Genomic DNA, 24,101 nt, shown 5'->3' on the forward strand with positions numbered 1-24,101 from the left:
CACCGGAGGTCTTCGCCATGATCAAGACCAACCAGCGTTAACAACGCTCGTGATCAATACATCTAGCACGGCAGCCCGCGGTCGTCGTCGAGGAAGACGACGGCCGGCGGTCGGCACGCCACCTCTTTCGAGCCCGGGCTCAAGTGTACGGCGTGGCCGGGGGCCGCAGGCCGAGCCACTGCTCGGCGTCCCAGGCCTGGAACCGCTCCACCTCAGTGAATCCCAGCTTCGCCGCGAGGCGCATGGAGCCGACGTTGGCGGTCTGGGTGGTGAGCACCATTGGCTCGCCGGGAAACATCCCGTCGAACCAGTCGAGTGCCGCCGCGCACGCCTCGGCGGCGTATCCGAATCCCCACGCCCGCGGCAGGAACAGGTAGCCGAGATCGGCCTTCCCCGTGGCAGCCGGGCGACTGTGCCCTGTCGCCCTCCTGAGCAGGATCTGACCGATCATCGACCCGCCGCGATCAACGACGAAACTTCCGGGCCACCGCTGGGGCGTCTCGGGCAACTCGCGCTCAAGCTCGTCATGTGGGCGGGGGCCGCCGAGGTAGGTGTGCACCTCCGGCGAGGCGAGCAGCTCGACGAACGCCGCACGGTCCCGGGGCTCGGGCTCGCGGAGCACGAGCCGCTCAGTCCTGATCGGGGCAGGCGGCCAGGTGGCGAACCCTAATTCAGTCATGGCAGGCAACCTATCGCGCGCTCGTAATCGCTTTCACAACTCCCGGAGAGGTCATGGCTTCGGCCGGACCTCATCGACCCCGGCTCGTCCGATCACGTGAGTGTTGTGCACCGGGGAGCGTGCCGCGCCGACGGCCTCGGCGGCGCAACCGCGGCCATGCGCGCTGGAACAGCTCGTACGCGATTTCACGCTGCTCCAAGGCGGAGCGGCCGATGATCGGGCTCGGGGAAATCTGGGATGGGCCGTGCGCCCGGTGAGCCCGGTGGCACACAGCCAGAATCCCTCCGCCAGCCAGCGCGGCAAGCCCTGTTGACCAGACTCTTGGAATGCAGCGCAGACACGACGCATGCCGGTGCCTCCGTCGACGTGGGCAGGGGTGGTACCGCCGGCCAGGGCGAGGGCGGCGGCTGTCATGGCGATGGTGCTTCGGAGCTCCCCATGGAAGGCCCTCTCACATGCTGTCCGTGGCCGGCCCCCGCGCGACGCCGACGCACCACGAACCGCACTCACCTTGCGGTTGCGTCGGGCGGCGCGATGGGCAGTTCCGGAAGGCAGCGGTCCGGTGGCCGTCTTTCGGCCTGTGGGCCGCCTCGCCGACAGGGCATCGCTCCCGATCACGTGGGAGAGGGGAGCTGTCCGCGTACCCATGCAGGATCGGGGTTGGTGTGCGGCCGGCCTGACACGACGACGGTCGGCACGGTCTCATTGCCGCCGTTGGCTTCCCTCACCGTTGCTGCTCCAGCCGGGTCACGCCAGATGTCGACCCAGTGCAACTGGCGTGCGTCACGGCCCAACCGGATGCGCAGCCGCAGGCAGTACTTGCAGCCCGGCCGCCAGTAGACGACCGGCCCTCCGTCGACCGCGCTGCGGCGTTGTGCCTCCAGCTCACCGACCGACCTGGGGAAAACCAGCGCGGAGTGCACGACTGCAAGCAGCACAAACATCAGCAGGAATACCGCGGCTGTGCCGGGGCGCCCCACGACGATCATTTCGGTCGCAACGACTGAGCCGCAGAGCACCAGCAGCATCGGCAGGATCCAAGCGCGCATCATGACGACGCAGGCTACCGATGCATCGAAGGATTCCCCGAACCAGGTTGCCGGTCTGGGTATTCAGCCGGACGCCGGAGGATCCTCCGCGATGGCGGTTGCACGGAAGCAGCGCTGCGTCTCACCCGTGTGAGGGCGCGGCTGTCCTCGTACGGTGTGCCTCTCGGTACGTCGCGCGGTGTCACATCTGGCGCTGCTGCGCCGTCCTTACCGCAGAAGCGGGAGAAGGGATCGTCAGGATGAAAACCGTCATAGTGTGCGTCTCCGTGTCACACGGCAATACGCGCCGTGTCGCCGACGCCATGGCCCAGGTACTGGGCGCGAAGGTCGTCTCGCCCGAAGAGGCCGACCTGGCCGAACTGGCCGACGCCGACCTCGTCGGATTCGGGTCGGGAGTGTTCTACAGCAGGCTCCACCCCCGTCTGACCGACTTCGCGAAGGCGCTTCCCGCCAGAGGGGGCCGGGCGTTCGTGTTCGCCACCAGCGGGCTCCCCGAGATTCCGCTTGCTCCCTTCACCCGCCCCCTGGTTCAGCTCCTCGAAGGCAAGGGCTTCGAGGAGGAGGAGAGCTTTACCTGCCGGGCGTTCGACACCTGGGCGCCTTTCAAGCTCGTCGGCGGGATCAACAAGCAGCGGCCGAACGCCGAGGACCTGGCCGCCGTGCGGGCGTTCGCTGCACGACTGCGGGACAGGGCAGGGCGCGAGGTGCTTGGGCCAGATCATTGAGGTGCGAATTCAGCGTGTTCTGGAGCAGATCTGGGCTGGCTTCTGGTGGGGTTGAGAGCCTTGTCCGGATGTTCTTGCAGTTTGTTGGTGCGGCACCATGCGGTCATGGCGAGCAGGCAAGGGCCGCCGGGTTTGCTCCGTAGGGTGAGGGCGGTGAGTCCGCCTCGACGGCCATGGCCTGCCGGGTACCTGATCCGGGGGAGCCATGGCTGTCATGGATGGTCCGGCTGCGAGCGCATTTCACACGCGTACAGTCCATGGATTCTCGTTGCGGCCCGGTCGCGGTCCGCGCCTGTACCCGTCCTTGGTCCGCACGACGGCATCACGCGTACTGGCCGAGGCGGCCCAGCCCGTGGCGGTCAGGCGCTCGGTTCGCGCTGGGGGCCCAGCGCGCTCGCTGCCTGAACGGTGTGGAGGTGGATGAGGACGTCGTAGGTCCGGCCGATGGCGATCTCAGGTGTCTTGTCGTTCGGGTACCGCGTTCCGATGCTGTGGGTCGGGCGCGGGACGGCCAGCCAACTGCGGGCAGCGGCAGGTGACTTGCGCAGGTCGGCGTAGTAGTCGCGGTACCGGACCTGGTCGAGCGTGTACTCGTTCGTGCCCGGACCGGCGGCGTCGACGGTGAACTTCTTCCACGCGCCGCCGAGCGCCTCGTCCTTGGAGAGGAAGGAGCCCTGGTCGAAGGTGGTGCCGACGGCGAGGTAGTCCGCGCCCAGGGTGTCGCGGAGGAACGCGCCCTGGGTCTTCGGATACGTCGTGGGGTCGGAAGCCGCGTAACCCGCGTGGTCGTTGTGGGCCGACAGCAGGATTCTGCTGCCCGTGTGCCGCTGCCACCATGCCGTGGTCTCGGCCATCACCTGGTCACGGTAGCGCTCCATGGCCGTCAGCGATTTCTGGTCGCCGGGGTCGAGGGTCAAGAAGGTGTAGGTCTGGGCGATGTTACGGGCGTTCTGGAGAGCGAACTCGGCGCCCTTGCCGCCCCCGGAGCTCTCACGTTGTACCCATTCCAGTACCTGTTGCGCCCTGGCTGCATTTTGCTGCCGCTCGGCGAGCGGCCGGCCCAGATAGGCGATGGCGTCGTCGAGCGGGCGCAGGCCGGTGAGGAGCTCGTTCAGGCGTGGCAGGGATTCCGGATGGGTCCGTGACACGTAGTCGGTGACGTTGTCGAAGACCCGCTCGTCGAGACTGGGCGCGCCGATGTCGTCGCCCAGGAAGTGGACGGGCCGTTCGGGGTGTTGGCGATTGCGGTCGCGCATCCACTGGACCAGGGTCACGAACTCCTCACGGTCCCAGGGGGATCCGGCCATCACTTCGTGGACGACCCGTCGTGCGTCGCTGTCGCCGTGCTGGATGTAGTCGTCGATCCGCAGACCCGCCGACCAGCTGATCTCCAGAGCGAAGGTGGTGAATCCCCTCTGCTCGACGAGGTAGCGGAAGAGACGGTCCTTGAGGGCGAAGAACTCGTGCGAGCCGTGCGTGGCCTCGCCCACGCCTACCACCTTGGCGTCGCCGACCATCACCCCCAGAGCCTGCAGATCCGCGGTGCCGGTGCCCGGCTCCGTAGACCGCAGGGGATGGGCGATCCGGTCCAGGGCGCGGACCGGGGCCGACGCGACGGCCGGTGCGGACGACACCGGTGCGGACGCCACTGGCGCTGCGTACGCGGCCGCCGCGGAGGTCAGCGTCGCGGCCAGGGCGAGAGCTGCCGCCACGAGATGTTTCCTGTCGCCGGTCATGTGTTGCCGACCATGTGTGATCACTCCCCAACGTGCTTGGTGTCACGTGCTGTGCTGCTGAGAAGATCGTCACCTGTGCGGCGGCCCTGGCGCGCTGGGGCCGGCCCGACACCTTCCCGGGGGATAACCCCAAGACCCGGGCTTCGGGGTCAGTCGCTCTGGGGCCCTGCCGGAGAGGGTGGGGCATGTCCTGTCCGGGGCACCCTCATGCGTCATTCCAGAGGTGTCTGCCGCTTGCGCCGGGCTACATCATCTGGCGCGGCCCGTCCCGCCCGGATCGTTCGTACCGTGGTCCCTGCCTCATCTGGACGCTACCGACCACGCCCGCTTCACGGGTGCCGTCGACGCCCCCTTGTCGGAGCTCATGGCAGGACGGCGGCTGCCACGGGCGCGCAGGCAGACCGGGTTCAGGTGGACACAGGCGTACGGGACAGCGCCGTGCGCAGTGCGAAGGCGCCGAGCAAGCCGCCTGCCGTGAACCGCTGAGCGGCCATGGCGCGGGGACGGGCGGCCAGAAACCCCGACACCCTTGCTGCGCCGAGCATGATCAGAGCGTTCACGGAGATCCCCACGATGATCTGCACGCTGCCGAGTTGGAGCAGCTGTCCCCAGGCCGGGCCTGCCTGCGGGTCCAGGAACTGGGGCAGCAGAGCGGCGTACATGAGAGCGATCTTGGGGTTGAGGAGGTTGGTCAGCAGCCCCATCGAGAACAGGCGGGCGTCGGAGGCCGGAGGCAGGTCCTGGGCGGGGTCGAAGGGGGAGCGGCCCCCGGGCTTGAGCATGCCCCAGGCGAGATAGCCCAGGTAGGCGGCCCCGGCGAGCTTGACCACCGTGAAGGCCACCGGCACGGCGGCGAACAACGCGGACAGGCCCGCAGCCGCGGCCAGCAGATAGCAGACGAATCCCACAGCGGTCCCACTGAGGCTGACCAGGCCGGCCCTGCGGCCTTGGGTGATCGCGCGGGAGGCGAGATGGATCATGTTCGGCCCGGGAGTCAGAGCCATGCCCAGTTCGACCAGGGCCACTCCTCCGACTGCGGTCAGAGTGATCACCGGTCAACCTCCAGGCAGTTCGTCGGGTGCCGCGTACTTGGCACCCCGTGCGTGGAATCGCCCGGCTGCAACGGCGGCTGCAACGCATCAGCAGCGTCTGCGTCGCTTCTGCTCTGCAGGATATGTCCTTGCCGCTCGGTATCTGCAGGCGCCCCTGACCTCGTGCTTACGATGGCTGACACGGTGAGGTGGATGGTCCCTGGTTGCAGTGTCCGGCATGGGAGTTGAGCACCCGATCCGGTGTGGGGGCGTCGGGGTGGACCGTGCGGGATGAGCTGTGGGATCGCCTGGAGCCGTTGCTGCCGCCACGGTGAACACCGGTTACGGTCTCCGGTTGCAAGCCGCCTCGTCACCCACCGGCAACTCGGCTTGCTGTGTTGGCCGTTGTCGGAAACCGAATGCCCCGGCGGACGGCCAGTGTCCTCGCGGGTGACCAGGGCGTCGCCGGTGAACAGCACCCCGAGTGCGGGGAAGCGGTAGGCGACGGTTCCCTGGGTATGTTCCGCCATCTCGATGGCCCGGGGCCGGCCGGGGACCCCGTCGAGGCGTTGGTCGCCGCGGAAGGTGCGCGCGCCGGGCACCGGTTTGCCGGTGACGCCGCCCATGCGGGCGAGATGCAGTGGGCCGCTGATTGCCGCGGGGCGGCGCAGCAGGTACGGAAGCATGGAGCGTTCCGGCTTCGCGTGGCCCATGGAACTCCGCGGCCCGTCGGTGAGGATCGCCGCGTCGGCCTCATGGATCCAGATGTCGGCGCCAGCTGCCTGGACGGTGCCGACGAGTCCGATGTGATCGAGGTGGCCATGTGTGAGCAGGGCCGCTCGGATGTCCCGCAGCGACCTCCCGGAGCGTGCCAGGTGCTCCTGCAACTGCCCCAGGTGGCCGGGGAGTCCGGGGCGACGAGCACCAGGCCGCCGGGGTGCTCGACCAGGTAGAAGTTCACTTTCTCGCGGCCGAGGCGCCCGACCGACGGTGCGATGTCTGCGATGTCCTGGACTCGATCGGGATGCGTGCGACGAGCCATGACGGGGGTGACGCTTCATGCCGTCGGCACGGGGCCGCAAGCCGTACGACTCGACCCTGCGTGCCGCACGAATGCGTCCGGACCATCCACGAACAGGTCACGCCGCCGGCCACACTGCTCGGCCAGTCCGGCCCGGACGGCGCCGCCGTACTGGCGACAGGCGAGCAGGAACGACGCCTATCGGTCCCCGCCTTCGTCGGCCACCTCGCCGACTGCGGCGTACGGCCGCTCGTCCCGACCGGGCCACACGCAGGACGCGTTCGGTGAGGGGCTGCAGCGCGAGCCGGGGAGACTCGGCATCCGGCTGCCGGAAGGGCGGAGCCGAAGGGGGGGGCATGGTCAGGTCGAGACTGCGGGCGCATACGGCGCGCACCAGCGCCGGCGTGCCGCCCTCCCGGGCGACGAGCGATCGACGAAGTCGCGATGTGCCAGTTCAGCCGGTCGACTCAGCAGCTGTGGGGCCGCAGTTCCAATCGAGTGATGTTGTGCCCCACCCGTGTCTCCATGGCTGGACAGCGGTAGTCAACCCCGGACACCTCGGAAAGTAAGGAAGGTAGGCTCATGCGACGCATTGCTACGGTCGTCGTCAGCGTGGCTGTACTCCTCGCCCTCGGCGCCCCCGCCGTCAACGCCGCGAGCGCCCCGGCCATGGACAACCAGGACAACAATCTGCTCGACAGCCTATTGGGCTCGTCCGATCCCGGTGAGGGCCCCGTTGCCCAGACGCAGGAGACCCTGGACGGGGTGGCAACACTCCACGGTCTGCTCGGCTGACGCCCGGGACAGAGTGATTCGATCAAGCGAAATGCCTGCGGGGCGGTGCGCACGCCGTACGGGGTGCGCGCTGGACGGCTCGCGGGGCCGGCGTCGTCCAGCGCGAAGAGCCACCCCCGGAGGGAGCGATCAGCCTCCGTGCGCGGTGAGTATGTAGCCCTCAGGGCCCTCGAAGGAGAACTTCGGCCCGAAGGGACTGTCCGTCATCGGTTCGACGATCTTGATGCCGGCGGCAGTGAGGTGGTTGTGGAGCTGATGAGCGTCCGGGGTTCGGAACCAGATCACCACGCCGAGGCCCGGACGTTCGGCGTTGGCGAGGTCGACGCCGGGGAGGAGCGCGCGGACGGCGAACGGGGTCGGCTGGGTGTCGAACACGACCGCGTGCGGGGGTGAGACCGCAGCTCGACGCAGGCCCAGGTGCTGCTCGCAGAAGGCCGCCGCAGCTTCCACGTCGTGGACCTGCAGGGCGACGAAGTCGGGACCGTCGATGGCAACAGGCATGAACTTCCCTCACTCTTCAATGTCAGAACTTTGACATTGAGGTTAGGGTGCCGAGCGATCCATGTCAAAATGCTGACATGAAGGAAAGTGTGCCGACGGAGCCGCTCCGCCCGGCGGATGACGTCACCCGCCACGTGGGGTACCTGCTCAAGCGCGCCCAGGCTGCCCTGCGCGGTGCGATGGACAAGGTTTTGCGCGAGTACGGGCTGACGGTGCCTCAGTACGCCACGCTTGAGCTCCTCGCTCAGCATCCCGGCATGTCGAACGCCGACCTTGCCCGCGCGACATTCGTCACCCGACAGTCGGGGAACGTCGTTCTGCGGGGCCTCCAGGAGGCCGGATTGATCACCCGGCCCGCCACCGCTGATCATGGCCGCGCCCTGCCTGCCCGCCTCACCGAAGAGGGCCGGACGCGTCTCGCCGAGGTGCAGGCCGCCGTGTACGCCGTCGAACAGCGCATGATCGAGGCGATCCCGCCCCAGCGCGTCGCGGCGCTTCTCACCGATCTCGACCGCATCGCGGCAGCCCTGGAGGGCTGATCCGCCCAGTCGGAGCGCCGAGTGCCGCGGTATGGCCGCCGAGCGACTGGCCGGTCAGAACAGGCCGGAGGCCGGGTTGGCCGAGGACCGCGACGATGGCGGAGACGTACGCCGCGGCACGCCGGCGGTCTTGAGGGGGGCCGCTCACTGGCGCCGCGGCCGCGCCGATCGATTGCGCCGACGCGGTGCCGGGGCCTCAGATGTCGGCAATCGCGTCCCCTCGCCTGCGTGGCCGGTTAGTGCGTGCAGCAGGACGACGGGCGGCTCCTCTCTGCCCCAGTCGTGACACCAGATGCGTACGCCGTCGCGCACAACGGTGCGCCCGGCCAGGCCATGGACTCGGCCTCCTCTGGCTCACCGTGGTCACCACCCGGCTGATGCCGACGGCGTCCCGGCGCAGCGGTAACCCCCTCACCCGCGCTCCGCTCCCGGCAAGCTGGGCAACCAAGATCACCAACCACGAACGGACAGGAATCAGCAGCATGACTGGACCAGTGAAGGGCCCCGCCAGCTACTTCCCCTCGATCGAGAAGAAGTACGGTCGCCCGATCGTCGAGTGGAAGGAACTCATCCGCTCCTCCACCCTGACCAAGCACATGGAGCTCGTCTCCTGGCTCAAGACCGAGCACGGCCTGGGTCACGGCCAGGCCAACGCGCTCGTCGCGCACACCCTCGCCGAGGACAGCGGAAAGTGAACGGTGCCTGACCCCGGACAGGGGGGACCGTGGCCCTCTCGCGTGGTCAACCGCGGGAGGGCCACGATGCTTGTCCGGTCCCCGGCCGGGCGGGAACCGAGCACGCCCGAGGGTGCGTTCCCGACGGTCGGCGGCTCCGACCGCCCGGGCGGGGGAACGATCTCCTGGGGACCCGGAAGGCGTTCTACCGGCGGATCGCCGAGATGAGTCCGCCGGGCCCTTCCTCGCCCTGCGGCGGCGTGCTGATCGGGCGGCCGTAGGCGGCAGCGCGCTCGCGCAGGGTGTGGCTGTCGGCGTCCCAGCCGTGTCCGGCCAGCCAGGCCACCGGGTCGTCGGGCATCTCCGAAACCCACATGGACGCCGGCGATCCCGGCACGGCGTCCGCGCCGAAGCGCTCGATCACACCGCGCGAGCCCAGCGTCAGCCCCATCCGGCTGCCCGCCGCCGACTGCGCGCTGATCCGGGCCAGCAGCAACTCCACCGCGTCCTCGGGCAGATAGATCAGCAGTCCTTCGGCGATCCACACGGTCGGAAGGGCCGGGTCGTGCCCCGCGGCGGCCAGTGCGCCCGGCCAGTCCTCACGCAGATCCACTGCGACGGTGATCCGCTCGCAGCGTGCGACGGCCTGCTCCTGATGCAGCACCGAAGCCTTGAAGTCCAGTGGAGCGGCGGTGTCGACCTCGAACAGCCGGGTGCCCTCGGGCCAGTCCATCCGGAAGGCCCGGCTGTCCATCCCTGCGCCGAGCAGCACGACCTGCCGGACCCCGCACGCGGAGGCTTGCAGCAACAGATCGTCGAGGAACTTCGTCCTGATGACGATGGAGAGTGCCACGCCCATCCGGCGGCGCCGCGCGGCCTCGTCACCGGGGGGCGGAGAGCCGGGCCACCGACCGCCGGCGGAGGCGAAGGCCTGTGCCAGTGGGTCGCGGAACAGCGCGTTCTCCCGCTGCGTCTCCAGCGCCCGCACCCTGGCCACCCCGACAGCTGTGGCCCACACTCCCGACGGCTGCACCTGCTCCTGCTCATCAGTCACCGCGCCAGCCTAGATGATGGGTTCCAGGGGGCCCGAGGAGGGGAGCCGGGTGCGTGGTCGGCGCGGGCGTGGCGTTCGACTGCGTTCAGGGCGAGTTGCAGTCAACGGACGCATGCGAACAGGCCCACACCCTGGTCGAGCAGGGTGTGGGCCTGGTGCCGGCGTTTCGGGTGTCAGTGCAGGGTGGCCAGCGCCGCCCCTTGATACGAGGCTCCGGCGTTCCAGAGCAGGAAGGAGTTCATGCCGTCTCCCGCTGCCGCTCTGATCTGGTCGGCGACTTCGGTGGGGCCGTAGTGGACGCCCAGGGAGAAGTCCTGGAGCCAGGGGACGACCGTGGCGCCGGTGCCCTTGACCTGCTTGGTGAAATCGGCCAGCGACCGGTTGACGATCTCGTACGGGCTGGAGTTCGGACTCGCGACCCCGTACTCACCGGCGGCCCAGTGCGAGGGGTACACCATGGGAGCGATGTAGTCGGCGTGCTGGGCGATGGCGGGGATGTCCTGGGCGATTTCGGTGGGCCGGGTGGCGGCGATGCCGAAGACCGAGACTCCGAGGTACTTGCCTTCGGGCTGGATGCGGTTCCGGGTCTCGGCGACGAACTCGGCGATGGACTTCTCGGGGGTCTTGTCGCCCAGGCCGGGGAAGCGCAGCGTGGAGAGCTTTCCGTCGGGGCGGCGAACGTAGTCGTACAGGATGTCATCGAAGCCCAGCTTGGCCGCTTCGGAGGCCAGGGCGATGTTGTACTGGCGGACCTCGGGATCGGCGAAGTTCGTGAACGAGAGCGTGCCGTAGTGGCCGCCGTCGTACGGGCTGCCGTCGGGAGCCAGGACCAGGCGGTTGTCCTTGCCCTGGTGGTGGGATGCCTGAGCCAGGATGGGGTCGCGGAAGGCGACGATGCGGCCGATGACGCGGGCTCCCATGCCGTGCAGGGTGTCGATCACCTTGCGTGCGTCGTAGCGGTTCTTCACGGCGCCGATCTCGCGGGCCAGCGGCACGGAGGAGTCGTAGCCGACCTCGCCGTTCTCGTCCTTGATGTCGAGCTCGACGGCGTTGAGCTTCTTGTCCTTGACGAGCTGGAGAACCGGATCGCGGACCTCGGACGAGGACCAGCCGATGGCGGTCAGGTGCGCGGCCCGGGTCAGGGGGTAGGGCGCGACCGCGTTGGCGTGCTCACGGGTGACGTTGCCGGCCGCGTCCGTGGCCGTCACCTCGATACGGGCGGGGGGCTTTTCGAGCCGGCGGGAGAAGGTGCCGTCGTTGCCGACGGCCACGGGCGTACCGGCTATGGAGACCTTCACCTGCCCCGCGTCCTCGACCCGGCCGCTTACCGTCATCGGTGCGCCGGGCTTGGTGGCCTTGGCGGGGGACAGCCGCAGTTTGGGGGCGATGGTGTCCACGGTGAACGTCCGGGACATGTCGTGCAGGAAGGGCAGGCCGCTGTGGGGTGTGGCCGTCAGTTCGTGCTTGCCCTCGGAGAGCGAGGGAGTGTCGAGTATGAGACGGCCGCCGGACTGGTGGGTGTGTACCGGCTTACCGTCGAGCAGCACCTCCAGCTCCGCCAGGTCGGCCCCGTCCTTGGCTGTGATGGCGAGGTGCGTTTTGCTGACGTCGGCCCGGCCCAACACGCTCTTGCTGCTGAGTCCTTCGACCTGGAGCTGGTGGGAGGAGGACTGTATCGCGAAGGCCCCGAGCGCCGCGCAGACCGGCACCAGCAGGGATATGGCTATGACGGCGTATCGCGTTCGGGGTCGTTTTCCGCGCATGTTCACTCTGCCGTTCTCGAAAGAGGGTTCCTTGCGATATGACATAGCCGCCACGCCGTCCGCCCAAGAGGGTTTGAGCGGGTAATCATGCATTCGGCCTATGAAGCCGGGGCGTGGGTCACGCTGTTGACCGAGGGTTGGAGGCAACGGGAAGCATCTCGTTCACCTCCGGAGGCATCATGCGTCAATCCCACCGAAGCGGCGGCGCGGTCGTCGCCGCATCGGCCATCCTGCTGCTCACCGCCTGCTCGGCAGCCCAATCCCCGCCGGAAGGGCGCCAGGACGGGCCGTCGGGACGGGCGCCCAAGGCCGCCGCGCAGGCAGCGGTTGCCGACCCCGCGACCGTGCATGCCAACGAGCTCGGGGCCGTTCCGGTGCTGATGTACCACCAAGTGGTGGCCGAGCCCAAGAGTGTGTACGACCGCACGCCGCAGGACTTCCGCGCCGAGCTGGAACGGCTGGCAGGGGAGAAGTACGTACCGGTCACCGCGCGAGAATTCAGCAGCGGGAGGATGGATATTCCCGCCGGTACTCACCCTGTGGTGCTGACCCTCGACGACTCGACCGTCTCCCAGTTCCGGCTGGGACCGGATGGCCGGCCCGCGTCCGACACCGCGGTGGGCATCCTGCTCGACGTCGCCGGGAAGCACCCCGGATTCCGCCCCGTGGCCACCTTCTTCGTCAATGCCGACCCCTTCAGCGAGCCGGGCGGCCGGAAGTCGTTGGACTGGCTCGTCAAGCACGGATTCGAGATCGGCAACCACACCCTGCGGCACACCACGCTGGGGACGGTGGACGACGACACCGCCCAGAAGGCCATCGCCGACAACCAAAAGGCGATCACCCAGGCCGTACCTGGCTTGTCGGTGGTGTCGATGGCACTCCCCAACGGCTCGATGGCCCACTCCCGGCAACTGGCGATGAAGGGAGCCGCCGACGGTGTGAGTTACCAGCATCAAGGCGTCTACCTGGTGGGGGCCGACCCCGCCCCATCCCCCTTCTCGACCACCTTCGACCCGGGTGCCATCCCGCGCATTCGCTCCCAGGCGGCGACCGGCCCCGAGGCCCAGTTCACTTCGACGGCCTGGCTGGACAAGCTCCGCGACGGAACGGTCAAGCGTTACACCTCGGACGGAGACCCGAAGAAGATCAGCTTCCCCAAGTCCGAGGCGGCCCGCCTGGCCCCGGCCCACCGTCAGGCCGCCCGTCCGTACTGACCGGGAACGGCCTACAGGCCCCGTACCTCAATGATCGAGGAGGGCGGCAGGACGAAGACGATGCCACTACGGCATCTGCAGGACGCCTGCTGCCCAGGCCCGCCGCACCTGCGCGCCTCTTGATGTACCCGGGTGACGATCACTCCGCCGATCCGGGGTTCTTGCGCCGGCCGGCACTTGCATGGAAGCGCGCCTTCTTCTGACGATTCCCGCACGTGTTCATGTCGCACCACTTGCGGGTGCGGCTTTGGCTGGTGTCGAAGAAGGCGGCCTGGCAGGTGGGTGATCCGCACAAGGCCAGTTTTCCGTCTCGTTCGCCCGCGATGATGCTGATCGCGTCGGCGGCGATCACGCCGAGGGCGTCTTCCACACGGGAAGCCGAGCTGAGCCGCCATTGCCGCCGGCCCTCGGGCGTCAGGACCGCTGCGGCCCGGCCCTGAGCGCTGCAGTCATTGATGACGTGGACGGCAGACGCAGGGAGAGCGACCTGGATCGCGGCCGCTGTCGCGACGGCGTGAATCGACTCCCGCAGTTCCCGGGCGAGTTCGAGCTGGGCAGGGGTGCACGAGTCCACGGCGAGGCCGTTCAGCGTCAGCCAGTCGACGAGTCGGTGCGGCGTGGGAATGCGCTCCACGGCGTCGCCGTGACGCTCCGAGAGGGTCCCCGTGAAGCTGGTCGCCAGCACCTTGCCGAGGCGGAAGTCAGGGTACGCGGCGCTCATGGAACCACCTTAGCCGGTTGCGGCACGGCTCGGAGAGCTGCTAGAACCGTCTTAGCTGGTTCTCGGCAGACCGGAGCCGGTTCCGCGACGGCCAGGAGGTCTCATGCCCCGTCCAACCAGCGAGGTGCAAGCCTGTGAAGCCCACGCCACTGACGCCGACCTCGACGATCTGCGCGCGCGACTGGCCGCGGCGCGACTGCCGGAGGCCGAGACGGTCCATCGCGCCACGCCCGACCCGCGCCGATGGGAGCAGGGCGTTCCTCTCGCCGACCTCATCGATGTCGTGAACTACTGGCGCACCGGCTACGACTGGCGGTTGTTCGAAGCGCGCCTCAACCGGATCGGCCAGTTCCGTACGACCATCGACGGTCTGGGAATCCACTTCCTGCACCGCCGATCGGCGCGCGCGGATGCCACTCCTCTGATCCTGACGCATGGCTGGCCAGGCAGCATTGCCGAGTTCATCGATGCAGCGGAGGAGCTGGCGGATCCGAAAGATGCGGACGCGCCGGCGTTCCATGTCGTGGTCCCGTCGCTGCCGGGCTTTGGTTACAGCGACAAGCCGGCCGCCACCGGGTGGGGAATCGAAAAGATCGCGGCCGCCTGGGTGGAACTGATGGGAAGGCTCGGCTACAGCAGGTTCGCAGCCCACGGCGGCGACTGGGGAGGCGTGATCACCGCGGTCCTCGGCGGCAGGTTCCCGGAGCACGTTCTCGGCATCCACACCACGCTCGCGCAGGCGCCGCCCGGGTTGACAACGGACGGGCTGACGGCGGACGAGCGCAAGTGGACCGAGGAGACCCGCGATTTCTGGCGCCACCGCGCGGCGTACGCGAAACAGCAGGCGACCCGACCGCAGACCATCGGCTACTCGCTCGTCGACTCACCGGTCGGGCTTCTCGCCTGGATTCTCGACAAGTTCGCCGAGTGGTCGGACACCGAGGACAGCCCGTTCGAGACGATTTCCCGAGACCGCATTCTTGACGACGTCACCCTGTATTGGCTGACGTCGACCGGCGCATCATCGGCCCGCAATTACTACGAAAGCCACAACTCGCTCGATCCCGAACTCCGGGTCGACGTTCCGTCAGCAATCACTATGTACCCCCGTGACATCGAGAAGTGTCCACGCCCCTGGGCACAGGAGCGGTACCGGCAGATCGTCCGATGGAGGTCGCCCGAAACCGGCGGGCACTTCCCGTCGCTGGAGGTTCCCGAGTATTTCGTGAAAGATCTACAGGAAGGCCTCGCGGCAGCGCTGGCCGCCCATCGGTGAAGCGGCTGGGTGCCGACACTCGATGACTTCCACGGCGACAACAGCAGCGTGCAAAGGGCGCCCCCGCGTCCCTCTGGCAGATCCCCGGAGCCCGCCGCCGGGCACGCCGGCCCAGCGGCGGGCCATGTGGCTGCCGGGTCGGCCTGGCAGGCGTCGACCCACCAGACCGGGAGGCCAGTTGCCATGCGCGTTTCCGTACGGAGCGCCGGGGCCGTGTCGATGAGCTTCTTGTGCCTGTCGAACATGCGGGCCTCCCGCGGGGGACGTGTACCGGAGGGGGAGGAATGCGCGGTCCCTCCCTCACCGCTGCCCGTCCTGGCCGGTTACGCCGCTCCGCCGCCCCCGTACACGGCCCGGGGCCCCACGCACTCGGCGCCCGACTCACCCACCCTGCGCCTCAGTTCACGATCCGACGTGACGACGACGCAGGGCCGCCCGGAGTGCGCGGCCCGGGCGGCCAGCTCGACGATGTGGTCGTCACCGCTGCCAGGGGCCGATTCGACTCGCACCCCCGGCACGGACTCCACGCCGCGCGCGGCGCCCTCGACGACGAGTACGACGTCCACGCCTTGCCGCTCGCCGTACCCCACGAGGTGGTCCCGCAGCCGCTCGGCCGCGCCTCGGCGGTCGCGCCACCATCCGTCGGGTACGGAGCCGACGACGTTCGCGGCATCGACGACGAGAAGGCTCGATGCGTTCATGTGGTCAGGGTCGCACGGATCACCCCGGCAGATGGCATGCACAAGGCGGCGAGGCCCTCCTGCTCAGCCCCCTCAACCGCCCTGCTCAGCAAAGACATCGCAGGTCGGGCCTGATGCGTGAGCGGGGTGCGGGGCAGGGGAGCCCTCGCACCCGACAGCACTTGTCGTAGGCAGGGATGAGGACACCGTTGGCGGTGAGGCTACGGCGCAGCTGCCCTGTCCCAGGACCGTCCGGCCCGCGACTGCCAGTTCTGCGGGCTTGTTGTCGGTGCCGTCGGGCCGGTGCAGCGGACATGGCCGTGTCCAGACCGCACTTGCGGACCATGCGGGCATGTCAGCTGAGAGTCTTTCCGATGAGCAGGTGGCTCGCTACGGCAGGTTCGCCGACGACCCGGCGCCCCCCCCAGGAGCTGGAGAAGTCCTTCTTCCTGGACGAAGCCGCGCTCAGTTCGCTCAAGCGAAGCGGCGCGGCTTCACCGCCTTGGATGGGCGGTGCAGTGGGGCACCGGGCGGACGCTCGGGATGTTCCTGATCCATCAGTGGCAGTCCCGGATGTGGTCGCCGAGTTCGTGGCCGAGCAGCTTGGCGGCGTGGAGGCGTTGGTCCTGAAGCAGTACGGATCGGGACCAGACGCAGTGGGACCACCCCCGTGAGTCCCATGACCTGCTTGGGCTGCGTGAGTTCGAATCGGCGGAGTTGGAGTTGCGGGCGGTTGTCGCTGGCTGGGTGTGGGTCTCGAACCCGCGGCCCATACTCAACCGTGCGTACCCATACCGACGGGCAGGTGTGGGTGCTGAGACCGCTCGACGGCGAGAATGCCGGGTAGCTCGGGGCAGGGGCCCCGAGCTGTGCGCCGGGCACGACCGGATCACTCGACGACGCGATCAGCCACACAATCTGATTGCCGATGGGACGCGCACCCGGGCTGTGCGGACATCGTCACGTGTTGACGTCGATCCGGCTAATGGAGCTGCCCTTGGACCAAGTGCTCCCGGGCGGCATCCCCGGCTGGTAACTGTCGCCGTTGTAGACCAGCGCCACCCACTGGTTGCCGGTCTGTACCCAGTCCACGGAATTGTAAGAGACGTAGTGCATCCCATTGGTGGTGACACATGTGTGATTACCGTTGGAGAAATGCACTTCCACGGCGAGGCCGCAGTGGGGGGTGGTGGCGTTGGGCCTGATGACCTGGGAAGCGGGCCCGGAGTTGGCGTGCGCCGCGGTCGGCGCGGCCAGCATCAGACCGCAGCTGGCTACGACTCCCGCCGTCAGCTGCGCAGCCTTCTTCATCATCGCGCGCTTGGGCTTTCCGAGTATGGGCATTGGGCGTCCTTTCCCTTCCGATACGGCATGGCGGAACGGTTGTCCGCGCGGACCTCGACTTGACCAAATCGTCGCGGCCGCTTGGCGAAGGCTTCATTGAGCGGTGTCGAGAGTTCCTGCTGCGTCATCGACTCACCGCGCCCCCGTCGCTGGTGCCCCTTACCGGGGCAGTTGGCCGTTCTCTTGTGCTGGTGGGACCTCCGGACTCGCGGCGAATGTCGTCGGCCTCGGCTTCGAGCCGTTGCCCCGACTGCCGGACCATGACGCTACGGGCGGGCATCCTTGGTCCGTCCTGGATTCGTCCTAGCCTGGTGCTGGCCTCGATCTTTAGCGCGGGGTCGTCGGCTTGCTGACGGCTCCTCTTCGGGTCTGCGGCGTCGTGGTTCCGTTGTTCGGACAAGTTGGTGGCTCGGCCGTCGCGTCGGGTGGGCGCCGGGTTCCACGGCTCCGGTGGGGTGAGGCTGCTCGTGGTGGCCGGGAAGTTCCTGGTCAGCAGGGGTTGGGGAGGGCTTCGAGTCGTGTCAGGGCGTCTGTGACCAGATAGGTCCATGGCCAGTGTCTAGTGAGGCCAGTGCGGTGGTGATGCGAGCGGCGAAACCTTGGACCAGGTCGGGTGTGCTGTCGCGGGGCCCTGACCGGTCTTGGCACTCGGGACCCGGGTGCACTATCACGTCTTCCTTGACCGTTCCGTTCAGCGACCTGTGGGGGTGCGGTCACCGTCACTGTTTCCGTTCACAGAGCCCCCCCCGCATTACAGGCGTCGCTGTCCGGAACCGGCGCGGTCGGCCAGCCCGGACAGGGGGACCAACACATGGAGGGCCGTGTCAGCGGTGATCCCTCGATGCTCGTCCGTCTCGGACCACGCCCGGGCGGCTTCGGTCAAACCGCCGCGGCAGGCAGTGGCCAGGGCTGCCTGCAGGGTGTCGGACAGGCTGATGATGAACGCGCTCTCGTGATCGGGTGCCGTGGCATGCAACGGCCCGTCCTGGCTCAGCAGTTCCCTGGGACCGACTCTCGGGTAGCGGGAGCCTCCCACCCCACCCGGGACCACATCGGTCAGAGGATCCCGGCCATTGACGATCGGGCGGACCTCACGCCGCCTTCGTCGGGTGGAGGGCACGTGATGCTCATGCTGAGAAGGTCCGGTCTTCTGGCCATCAACCAATGATCGCGGAGCTGGCGGGCAACTGTCGTGTGAATTCGCCTGGTCTCCGCTCAGGGCGGTAGTGCAGGCCCCTCAAGGCACGCTCGCCCCGGACACCCCTGCGGAACGGCGGGACTGCAGCCCGGGGATTCACGGAATCGCGGCCTGCACCGAATTACCTGAACGTCCGCACCGGCCGCGCAGGACTCGCGCCCACGACGAAGGCCCCACCGGCAGTCGGGGCACTCTCGTCGCGGACTACACCTCGTTGAAGCCACGCGACGCGTCGTAGATGCCAGCCTCGATGACGACCACGAAGAACGACGTCACGACGTAGTGGACCATTACGCGGTCTTCCCAGTCCGCGCGCGTCACCGTGTCGCTCCTATAGGCAAGGTGGTGACGGGGCCCTTCAGGCTCAGCCGCGATCCTGTCGACGAGACGCAGGAACTTCTCCCGGTCCGCGGCCGGCATGCAGTCACGGAACCGCACAACCTGGTCGGTGAAATGCACGCGTTTCTTCATCGAGTCAGGATTTACGGACGCGGAGAACTCCCTTGCCAAGGAAATTAGTTGGGGCTAATCGCCTGTGCCTGGCACGGGCGGCGGCCTTCCCCCGAATGTCGCAGGCGAGGCCGGATTGGCGAGTTCCCTGCAGCGTCCGGCACGGCCCGGCGGCTGCCATCGAGCTCGGGGACGTATGGGTGGATTGTGGTTGCGGGAGATACCGAAAGCCTGGCCATTGGGGCGATGGTGTTCTCCGGGCGGGTGAGCAGATCGCGCGAGGCGCGCCCTAGACCTTCACTCCCAGCAGCTCCCGCAACATCTGGCTCCCCAGCGGGGTTACCTTGACCGCGCGCCCGGAACCGACCCGCCGCACCCACTGTCTCTCCAGCGCCGTCGCGCACAGGGCTGCGCCCAGCGCTCCGGCCAGATGAGGCCGACGCTCCGTCCAGTCCAGGCAACTGCGTACCAAGGGCCGTCGAGAGCTCGCGGGATGTTCGTACCCCAGAGCATTGGCCAGCCAGGTGCGGCCCGTCGGCGTGACGGCGAGCCCTGAGTCGTCGGCGACCAGGCTCCGGCTGATCATTGCGTCGGCCAGAGCCACGCCGAGTTGCCCCGCGAGGTGGTCGTAGCAAGTACGGGCCCTTGCCTCGGCGCTGAGCTGCACCGACTGGCGCAGGTTCCGCGGGCTGGCGGCGTCCGGGGCGAACGCGGCGAGGGTTTCGATCAGGACGGCCGCCTCCGGGCCGGCCAGCCGGACATAGCGATGTCGACCCTGGCGCTCCTCACTCAACAGCCCGCCTTCGATGAGGCGGGAGAGCTGCTCGCTGGCGGTGGAGGGCCGGACCCCGGCGTGCCGGGCGAGCTCGCCGGCGGTCCAGGCCCGACCGTCGAGCAGGGCCTGGCAGAAGGCGGCGCGGGTGCGGTCGGCGAGCAGGCCGGCGGTCTCTGCGAGCGGTGACATGGGTCCATGATGCCGCCGGAACGGTTCGGGCGACGCCGAACTGTTCCGGCCCTAGGGTCAGGGCCATGACGCACACGCTGCATGAGTTCGACCGCTGGGCGGAGGTGCGGGCGGCACTCGCCGACCCGGCGCTGGCCCCCGAGCTGCCAGCCGGCGACGAAGGTCCGGCTGGGGCGAGTGTCACCTGGCTGCGCGCCACTGTGGCCCGGTTCTGCTCCGGGGAACCGCATCGGCGGCGGAGGGCCCTGGTCGAAGCCGAACTTGCTCGGCTGGAGCCCGCCTCGCTGCGGCAGGCAGTGGCCGCGGCTCCGGCAGGAGACATCCGGACACGGGTCGTACGTGCCCTCGCCGAAGCACTGGGGATGCCTGAGCCCGGGGTGGTAACGGAGGCGGTGATCGTGGTGGCCGGAGCCTATTTCGGCGGTGGCGACACGGCGGCGGACGAGGCGGTGGCCCGATTGGTGGCGCGACTGGCGCCGGACCCGGCTGATGAAGCCGCCCTGGAGGCCGCCGCCAACCACATCGGGGTGCTCGTCCAGGCATGCGACGCGACAACCGCACTGGTCGAGGCCGCGGCCGACCGCGGTGATGCCCCACTGGCCCGGGTACTCCGGGAGGACCCCCCGGTACGGTCCATGCGCCGGGTCGCCGTACGTGCCACCCGGATCGCAGGCCGACACATCGCCGAGGGCGATACGGTGCTCCTCGACCTTGCGACGGCCAATCGCTCGCACGCCGTGCCCCTCACCTTCGGCGCACCGCCGCGCGTCTGTCCCGGCCGGGCTCACGCACTCTCGCTGGCCGACGGGCTGCTCCAGCGTCCGCTCACCGCCTTCGCCCGCCTGCACCATCAGGCCGCCCCGCTGCTGCTGCCCAATGCCTGGGACTACGCCTCCGCGGCCGCCCTGGCGGCGCAGGGCTTTCCGGCGATCGGCACCACAAGCCTGGGCGTGGCCGCGGCCGCCGGACTGCCGGACGGTGCGGGTGCGACCGCCGAGGCTACGGTGGCTCTGGCCCGCCGGCTCGGACAGGGCTCCTTCCTGTTCACCGTCGATGCCGAAGGGGGCTTCAGCGACAACCCGGCGGAAGTGGCGGAGCTGGCCCGGAGGTTGTACGAGGCGGGTGCCTCGGGCATCAACCTCGAAGACGGCCGTGCGGACGGCACCCTCGCCTCCGCGGAACTGCACGCCGCGAAGATCTCCGCCATCAAGGCCGCCGCGCCCGCGCTGTTCGTCAATGCCCGTACGGACACCTACTGGCTGGGGCGCCAGGAGGAGGGGACTGCGGAGCGTCTCGCTGTCTACGAACAGGCCGGTGCGGACGGGGTGTTCGTGCCAGGGCTGTCGGATCGGGACAAGATCGCCGCCCTGACGGCAGCTCTCGTGGTCCCGCTCAACATCTTGTACATGCCGGACGGCCTCACTGTGGACGACTTGGCGGTGCTGGGCGTGCGCAGGGTCAGCGTCGGCTCGCTGCTCTACCGCAGAGCCCTGGCCGCGGCCATGGCGACCGCTGCGGACTTGCGCGCCGGTCGGCCCGTGGACTGCACAGCCGTCTCCTACTCGGACGTACAGGCACTGGCGGTGCCTGACGGGGCGTCATGGAGTTCCGCCTGAGGTACCGAGCCGCCCGGATCGGTGGCCGGCTGCCGGTCATTCCCCGCCGCGTGCGGGCTGGCGGCCATTCCATGTCTGGGTCGCCGGTGGGCAGGCCGAGCAGTCGTGACCGTTCGCATGCTCTGAATGCCTGGTCGGAGTGCGGGTCGAAGGCGTACACGACCTGCTGGTAGGCGATGCCTGGGTCGTGATGACCGGACCAGGGGCGGATATTGGGTGGTCTGCCCGCCCCATGAGGACGCAGCATGGCTCGCATGACCTTGGCCACCCCCGTACTGCACACCGACCGCCTGCGACTGCGCCCCTTCACCGATGCCGACGCGGGCCCCCTCTACGCGCTGCACAGCAGCACCTGTGTGATGCGCTACTGGGACTCCCCGCCGTGGACCGACCGGACCCGTGCCGAGCGCTTCCTCGCGATGTGCCGGACGATGGCGGACGAAGGCACCGGGGCGCGGGTGGCCATCGACCGGACCTCCGACGGGGCCTTCGTCGGCTGGTGCGGCCTGACCGGATGGAACCCGGACTACCGCAGCGCGTCGTTGGGCTACGTCCTCGACGAGGCGGTGTGGGGTCACGGCTACGCGACGGAGGCCGCGTACGCCGTGCTGCGGTGGGCATTCGACACACTGGACCTGAATCGAGTGCAGGCCGAGACCGATACGCGCAACGTGGCGTCTGCCCGGGTGCTGGAGAAAATCGGATTCGTGCGTGAGGGGACCTTGCGGGAAGACTGCGTCGTGAATGGTGAGGTGTCGGACTCGTGGGTGTTCGGGCTGATCAGGCGGGAGTGGCCGCCATCGGCCGTGCCGATTCCGGCCCGCTGAGGGCTCCGAACCACCACGTTGTGTTCAGAGGCATCAAGTCTGTTTCCGGTAGCGGTCTCGCCCGGGTTGTGTGAGGACGCCTTGGCGGGTGAGAGCCGAGGCGGCTGCGGGTGATGTCGAGGGATGCCTCGGCAGTGGCCGTGCCGGGCTTCAGGGGATCAAAAACCGGTGCGTATGAGCGGGTTTGCACTCGTATACTCGTGCGAGCTCAAGGGAGATGGGAGGCGGCGGCAATGAAGCTTGCTGAGGCACTGGCAGAACGTGCGGAGGCGACGCGTCGTGCGGAGCAGTTGCGAGCGCGCGTCGTCAGCAGCGCGCGGTACCAGGAGGGGGAGACGCCCGCCGAGGACGCGGCCCAGTTGCTGGCCGAGGCCGGTGAGGTGCTGGACACCCTCGAAACGCTGATCCGGCGGATCAACCGGACCAATGCCACGGTGGAGATGGGCGAGGACGGCACGCTCACCGACGCCCTCGCGCGCCGCGATGTCCTGCGGCTGCGCCACTCGGTGGTCACCGCGGCGGCGGACGCGGCAGCGGGTACAGGCGATCGCGGATACGGCCGGCAGCTTCGCTCCGAGCTGATGATGCTCTCCGCGCTTCCGGTCGCGGAACTGCGCGCCCAGGCGGATGCACTCGCCCGCGAGATCCGGGAGGTCGATGTGCGCATCCAGCGTACGAACTGGGAGGCCGATCTGCTGGACTGAGCAGTCCGGCAGGTCAGGACGATGTGGAGCAGGTAGCTGCTTCGGAGGCGTGCACACACCGAGGGTCGGCGGTTTTTCCGGCCCACCTGTGGCGCGTGAAGAGCAACGCGGGGGTTCGACTCCCCATCAACAGTGCAGCTCAGCACCGCGTACAGGTAAAGGTGCACATCGCACAGCACATCACCACGTGCAGATCCGGGGCAGTGAGGGCGGGTTCGGGGTTTCCACATCGCAACACCAGGGCTCGTATGCAGGCCCCTGCAGTGCCGGAGAGCTGCGTCCGGCAAGCCGGTGCCCTATTCCGGGGCACGGTCTCCGTCAGCGATGTCCCGTCGCCCAGCAACGAATTCGGGCCGATGCGATGGCGCTGCCGGTCGACTGTCCATCCCCATGCGGCCGAGCCGCAGTCCGGATCCCGGATCGACCGCGGCGAACTGCTCGCCCCACGCCGCCCGCTGCGAAGCCACCGTCTGACTCGCTTTGATACGGCAACCTCACTGACATCCGGGCGATTAGGCCGTACGAGGTACGTTTTGTGTGCTCGCGCACACCTCTGGGCTTCGCGTCAGTAGCTTGGCGAGTACATGCCCCGATGGGCGGTTCGTCGGTTCGGGAGGAGCGTGCCATGCACAGGTTTTCCGTTCTCGCAGCAGCAGTTGCAGGAGCCATCGGCCTGACCCTGGGAAGCACCGCTGTGGCAGAGCAGCCAGGGACACGGCCGGCCGGGCGATATCTGAACCTCCACCAGTGCGTCTACGTCGGCAGCGGCGGGCACTACACGAACGTGCTCCCGAACACGGCGAATAACGCCTTCAATACGGGGACGAACGTCTCCAGCACGCCGGACAGCGCGCTCTCCTGCGGCCCGGGGGACGGGGGCTGGAGGCCGGCGCCCGCCAACTCTGCGGTGAAGGCCTTCGACCTCACTGCCGGTCGCTACCTGAACGTGCATCAGTGCGTGTACTTCTCTCCCGGGCAGCACTACACAGCCGTGCTCCCGAACACCCCGAACGTCAACTTCAACACCGGTACCAACATCTCCGACACGGCAGATACGAAGCTGAACTGTGGCCCTGGTGGGGGCGGCTGGCGGCTGCTCCTGGCCAACTCCGCGGTCGAGTCGTTCGATCTGGCCGACAACCGGTACCTCAACGTGCACCAGTGTGTGTGGACGTCGAGCGGGCAGTACTACATGGGCCTCCTGCCCAACAGTCCCAATGTCAACTTCAACACCGGCACCAACGCGTCGCGCACAGCCGACACCGCGCTGAACTGCCGCCCTGGAGGCGGAGGTTGGACCCTCGACCGTACCAACTCGGCATACCGGCCCTTGGGCAGTTGAGCCCGGGCTGAGGGTGTCGTGAAGTGCGGTAGTCGCCGCCCCCCCTCGGATCTCCTGACCGAGGGGGGCGGTTTCCACGGATCGGCGAAGGTCTCAGCGTGAGTTGTCCGGAGCTGACGGCGTCCACTGTGCCGTTGTCCTCCTGAGTGCCGTCTGTGTGTCCGATCCGGCACCTGTTCATCCGCCCGGCTGTCC

22 protein-coding genes and 2 pseudogenes are annotated in these 24,101 nt (G+C 68.6%); 11 read left to right on the forward strand and 13 right to left on the reverse strand.

Going from position 1 to position 24,101, the window contains the following annotated elements:
* Positions 1–139: 139 nt before the first annotated feature.
* Both ABD346_RS32690 and ABD346_RS32695 read right to left on the reverse strand, forming a co-directional pair.
* Positions 140–679 (reverse strand): GNAT family N-acetyltransferase, encoded by a 540-nt coding sequence (locus tag ABD346_RS32690; RefSeq protein WP_344379878.1) that lies wholly within the window; start codon positions 677–679, stop codon positions 140–142.
* A gap of 614 nt (positions 680–1,293) precedes the next feature.
* Positions 1,294–1,731, reverse strand: a complete 438-nt coding sequence (locus ABD346_RS32695; RefSeq protein WP_344379881.1) for a glutaredoxin domain-containing protein — start codon at positions 1,729–1,731, stop codon at positions 1,294–1,296.
* A gap of 236 nt (positions 1,732–1,967) precedes the next feature.
* Between ABD346_RS32695 and ABD346_RS32700 the strand changes: the two genes are divergently transcribed.
* Positions 1,968–2,453: a flavodoxin family protein gene (locus ABD346_RS32700; RefSeq protein ID WP_344379883.1), complete on the forward strand. Its 486-nt coding sequence runs from the start codon at positions 1,968–1,970 to the stop codon at positions 2,451–2,453.
* 359 nt (positions 2,454–2,812) lie between these two features.
* Here the strand turns inward: ABD346_RS32700 and ABD346_RS32705 are convergent, their stop codons facing one another.
* Positions 2,813–4,189, reverse strand: a complete 1,377-nt coding sequence (locus tag ABD346_RS32705) for an erythromycin esterase family protein (protein WP_344379885.1) — start codon at positions 4,187–4,189, stop codon at positions 2,813–2,815.
* A gap of 407 nt (positions 4,190–4,596) precedes the next feature.
* Positions 4,597–5,241 (reverse strand): LysE family translocator, encoded by a 645-nt coding sequence (locus ABD346_RS32710; protein ID WP_344379887.1) that lies wholly within the window; start codon positions 5,239–5,241, stop codon positions 4,597–4,599.
* Positions 5,242–5,444: 203 nt separating this feature from the next.
* Here ABD346_RS32710 and ABD346_RS32715 point away from each other — a divergent pair.
* A pseudogene (locus ABD346_RS32715) lies at positions 5,445–5,552 on the forward strand (IS5/IS1182 family transposase); the annotation flags it as partial.
* A gap of 153 nt (positions 5,553–5,705) precedes the next feature.
* On the opposite strand, the pseudogene ABD346_RS32720 reads toward ABD346_RS32715, so the two are convergent.
* A pseudogene (locus ABD346_RS32720) lies at positions 5,706–6,281 on the reverse strand (MBL fold metallo-hydrolase); the annotation flags it as partial.
* A gap of 542 nt (positions 6,282–6,823) precedes the next feature.
* Here ABD346_RS32720 and ABD346_RS32725 point away from each other — a divergent pair.
* On the forward strand, positions 6,824–7,036 hold the full coding sequence (locus ABD346_RS32725; RefSeq protein WP_344379889.1) for a hypothetical protein: 213 nt from the start codon (positions 6,824–6,826) through the stop codon (positions 7,034–7,036).
* A 129-nt stretch (positions 7,037–7,165) separates the two neighbouring features.
* Here the strand turns inward: ABD346_RS32725 and ABD346_RS32730 are convergent, their stop codons facing one another.
* Entirely contained in the window at positions 7,166–7,537 is a 372-nt protein-coding gene (locus tag ABD346_RS32730) for a VOC family protein (protein WP_344379891.1), read from the reverse strand.
* A gap of 77 nt (positions 7,538–7,614) precedes the next feature.
* On the opposite strand from ABD346_RS32730, the gene ABD346_RS32735 reads away from it, so the two are divergent.
* Both ABD346_RS32735 and ABD346_RS32740 read left to right on the forward strand, forming a co-directional pair.
* Complete coding sequence (locus tag ABD346_RS32735; protein ID WP_344379893.1) at positions 7,615–8,076, forward strand: MarR family winged helix-turn-helix transcriptional regulator; 462 nt, start codon at positions 7,615–7,617, stop codon at positions 8,074–8,076.
* Positions 8,077–8,558: 482 nt separating this feature from the next.
* The gene (locus ABD346_RS32740) at positions 8,559–8,771 is read left to right on the forward strand and encodes a DUF4287 domain-containing protein (RefSeq protein ID WP_344379895.1); all 213 of its coding nucleotides are present in this window, start codon (positions 8,559–8,561) and stop codon (positions 8,769–8,771) included.
* A 184-nt stretch (positions 8,772–8,955) separates the two neighbouring features.
* On the opposite strand, the gene ABD346_RS32745 is transcribed toward ABD346_RS32740, so the two are convergent.
* Both ABD346_RS32745 and ABD346_RS32750 read right to left on the reverse strand, forming a co-directional pair.
* Complete coding sequence (locus tag ABD346_RS32745; protein WP_344379987.1) at positions 8,956–9,768, reverse strand: class I SAM-dependent methyltransferase; 813 nt, start codon at positions 9,766–9,768, stop codon at positions 8,956–8,958.
* A gap of 209 nt (positions 9,769–9,977) precedes the next feature.
* Positions 9,978–11,567: a putative glycoside hydrolase gene (locus ABD346_RS32750; protein WP_344379897.1), complete on the reverse strand. Its 1,590-nt coding sequence runs from the start codon at positions 11,565–11,567 to the stop codon at positions 9,978–9,980.
* A 179-nt stretch (positions 11,568–11,746) separates the two neighbouring features.
* Between ABD346_RS32750 and ABD346_RS32755 the strand changes: the two genes are divergently transcribed.
* Positions 11,747–12,784: a polysaccharide deacetylase family protein gene (locus ABD346_RS32755; protein ID WP_344379899.1), complete on the forward strand. Its 1,038-nt coding sequence runs from the start codon at positions 11,747–11,749 to the stop codon at positions 12,782–12,784.
* Positions 12,785–12,923: 139 nt separating this feature from the next.
* On the opposite strand, the gene ABD346_RS32760 is transcribed toward ABD346_RS32755, so the two are convergent.
* Entirely contained in the window at positions 12,924–13,505 is a 582-nt protein-coding gene (locus ABD346_RS32760) for a CGNR zinc finger domain-containing protein (protein WP_344379901.1), read from the reverse strand.
* Between the two features lie 103 nt (positions 13,506–13,608).
* Here ABD346_RS32760 and ABD346_RS32765 point away from each other — a divergent pair, with 103 nt between their 5' ends.
* Positions 13,609–14,781, forward strand: coding sequence for an epoxide hydrolase family protein (locus ABD346_RS32765; RefSeq protein ID WP_344379903.1), 1,173 nt, complete (start codon positions 13,609–13,611; stop codon positions 14,779–14,781).
* Between the two features lie 323 nt (positions 14,782–15,104).
* Here the strand turns inward: ABD346_RS32765 and ABD346_RS32770 are convergent, their stop codons facing one another.
* The 4 genes from ABD346_RS32770 to ABD346_RS32785 all read right to left on the reverse strand — a co-directional run bounded on the left by ABD346_RS32770 (position 15,105) and on the right by ABD346_RS32785 (position 19,417).
* Positions 15,105–15,482: a PIN domain-containing protein gene (locus ABD346_RS32770; protein ID WP_344379905.1), complete on the reverse strand. Its 378-nt coding sequence runs from the start codon at positions 15,480–15,482 to the stop codon at positions 15,105–15,107.
* A 939-nt stretch (positions 15,483–16,421) separates the two neighbouring features.
* Positions 16,422–16,805, reverse strand: a complete 384-nt coding sequence (locus ABD346_RS32775; RefSeq protein WP_344379907.1) for a beta/gamma crystallin domain-containing protein — start codon at positions 16,803–16,805, stop codon at positions 16,422–16,424.
* Between the two features lie 1,402 nt (positions 16,806–18,207).
* Positions 18,208–18,474, reverse strand: coding sequence for a hypothetical protein (locus tag ABD346_RS32780; protein WP_344379909.1), 267 nt, complete (start codon positions 18,472–18,474; stop codon positions 18,208–18,210).
* Between the two features lie 268 nt (positions 18,475–18,742).
* A complete protein-coding gene (locus ABD346_RS32785) occupies positions 18,743–19,417 on the reverse strand; it encodes an ArsR/SmtB family transcription factor (RefSeq protein WP_344379911.1) in 675 nt (224 codons plus the stop codon).
* Positions 19,418–19,482: 65 nt separating this feature from the next.
* Here ABD346_RS32785 and ABD346_RS32790 point away from each other — a divergent pair, with 65 nt between their 5' ends.
* The 4 genes from ABD346_RS32790 (at position 19,483) to ABD346_RS32805 (ending at position 23,906) form a co-directional block, all read left to right on the forward strand.
* Complete coding sequence (locus tag ABD346_RS32790; protein ID WP_344379913.1) at positions 19,483–21,033, forward strand: isocitrate lyase/phosphoenolpyruvate mutase family protein; 1,551 nt, start codon at positions 19,483–19,485, stop codon at positions 21,031–21,033.
* Between the two features lie 254 nt (positions 21,034–21,287).
* A complete protein-coding gene (locus ABD346_RS32795) occupies positions 21,288–21,860 on the forward strand; it encodes a GNAT family N-acetyltransferase (RefSeq protein WP_344379915.1) in 573 nt (190 codons plus the stop codon).
* Positions 21,861–22,093: 233 nt separating this feature from the next.
* Positions 22,094–22,564, forward strand: a complete 471-nt coding sequence (locus ABD346_RS32800) for a DIP1984 family protein (protein WP_344379917.1) — start codon at positions 22,094–22,096, stop codon at positions 22,562–22,564.
* 625 nt (positions 22,565–23,189) lie between these two features.
* The gene (locus ABD346_RS32805) at positions 23,190–23,906 is read left to right on the forward strand and encodes a hypothetical protein (RefSeq protein WP_344379919.1); all 717 of its coding nucleotides are present in this window, start codon (positions 23,190–23,192) and stop codon (positions 23,904–23,906) included.
* Positions 23,907–24,101 lie beyond the last annotated feature (195 nt).

Origin of the sequence: Streptomyces mauvecolor (assembly GCF_039532965.1) — a bacterium.
Lineage (GTDB): Bacteria > Actinomycetota > Actinomycetes > Streptomycetales > Streptomycetaceae > Streptomyces > Streptomyces violascens.

What these genes read in the sequence shown, in the direction of transcription:
- ABD346_RS32740 (WP_344379895.1), top strand. Translation starts at nt 8,559, where the DNA reads ATGACTGGACCAGTGAAGGGCCCCGCCAGCTACTTCCCCTCGATCGAG.
- ABD346_RS32785 (WP_344379911.1), bottom strand. Translation starts at nt 19,417, where the DNA reads ATGTCACCGCTCGCAGAGACCGCCGGCCTGCTCGCCGACCGCACCCGC.
- ABD346_RS32760 (WP_344379901.1), bottom strand. Translation starts at nt 13,505, where the DNA reads ATGAGCGCCGCGTACCCTGACTTCCGCCTCGGCAAGGTGCTGGCGACC.
- ABD346_RS32700 (WP_344379883.1), top strand. Translation starts at nt 1,968, where the DNA reads ATGAAAACCGTCATAGTGTGCGTCTCCGTGTCACACGGCAATACGCGC.
- ABD346_RS32755 (WP_344379899.1), top strand. Translation starts at nt 11,747, where the DNA reads ATGCGTCAATCCCACCGAAGCGGCGGCGCGGTCGTCGCCGCATCGGCC.
- ABD346_RS32770 (WP_344379905.1), bottom strand. Translation starts at nt 15,482, where the DNA reads ATGAACGCATCGAGCCTTCTCGTCGTCGATGCCGCGAACGTCGTCGGC.
- ABD346_RS32735 (WP_344379893.1), top strand. Translation starts at nt 7,615, where the DNA reads ATGAAGGAAAGTGTGCCGACGGAGCCGCTCCGCCCGGCGGATGACGTC.
- ABD346_RS32750 (WP_344379897.1), bottom strand. Translation starts at nt 11,567, where the DNA reads ATGCGCGGAAAACGACCCCGAACGCGATACGCCGTCATAGCCATATCC.
- ABD346_RS32780 (WP_344379909.1), bottom strand. Translation starts at nt 18,474, where the DNA reads ATGAAGAAACGCGTGCATTTCACCGACCAGGTTGTGCGGTTCCGTGAC.
- ABD346_RS32765 (WP_344379903.1), top strand. Translation starts at nt 13,609, where the DNA reads ATGCCCCGTCCAACCAGCGAGGTGCAAGCCTGTGAAGCCCACGCCACT.
- ABD346_RS32730 (WP_344379891.1), bottom strand. Translation starts at nt 7,537, where the DNA reads ATGCCTGTTGCCATCGACGGTCCCGACTTCGTCGCCCTGCAGGTCCAC.
- ABD346_RS32775 (WP_344379907.1), bottom strand. Translation starts at nt 16,805, where the DNA reads ATGCCCATACTCGGAAAGCCCAAGCGCGCGATGATGAAGAAGGCTGCG.
- ABD346_RS32705 (WP_344379885.1), bottom strand. Translation starts at nt 4,189, where the DNA reads ATGACCGGCGACAGGAAACATCTCGTGGCGGCAGCTCTCGCCCTGGCC.
- ABD346_RS32805 (WP_344379919.1), top strand. Translation starts at nt 23,190, where the DNA reads ATGCACAGGTTTTCCGTTCTCGCAGCAGCAGTTGCAGGAGCCATCGGC.
- ABD346_RS32695 (WP_344379881.1), bottom strand. Translation starts at nt 1,731, where the DNA reads ATGATGCGCGCTTGGATCCTGCCGATGCTGCTGGTGCTCTGCGGCTCA.
- ABD346_RS32790 (WP_344379913.1), top strand. Translation starts at nt 19,483, where the DNA reads ATGACGCACACGCTGCATGAGTTCGACCGCTGGGCGGAGGTGCGGGCG.
- ABD346_RS32795 (WP_344379915.1), top strand. Translation starts at nt 21,288, where the DNA reads ATGACCTTGGCCACCCCCGTACTGCACACCGACCGCCTGCGACTGCGC.
- ABD346_RS32690 (WP_344379878.1), bottom strand. Translation starts at nt 679, where the DNA reads ATGACTGAATTAGGGTTCGCCACCTGGCCGCCTGCCCCGATCAGGACT.
- ABD346_RS32725 (WP_344379889.1), top strand. Translation starts at nt 6,824, where the DNA reads ATGCGACGCATTGCTACGGTCGTCGTCAGCGTGGCTGTACTCCTCGCC.
- ABD346_RS32800 (WP_344379917.1), top strand. Translation starts at nt 22,094, where the DNA reads ATGAAGCTTGCTGAGGCACTGGCAGAACGTGCGGAGGCGACGCGTCGT.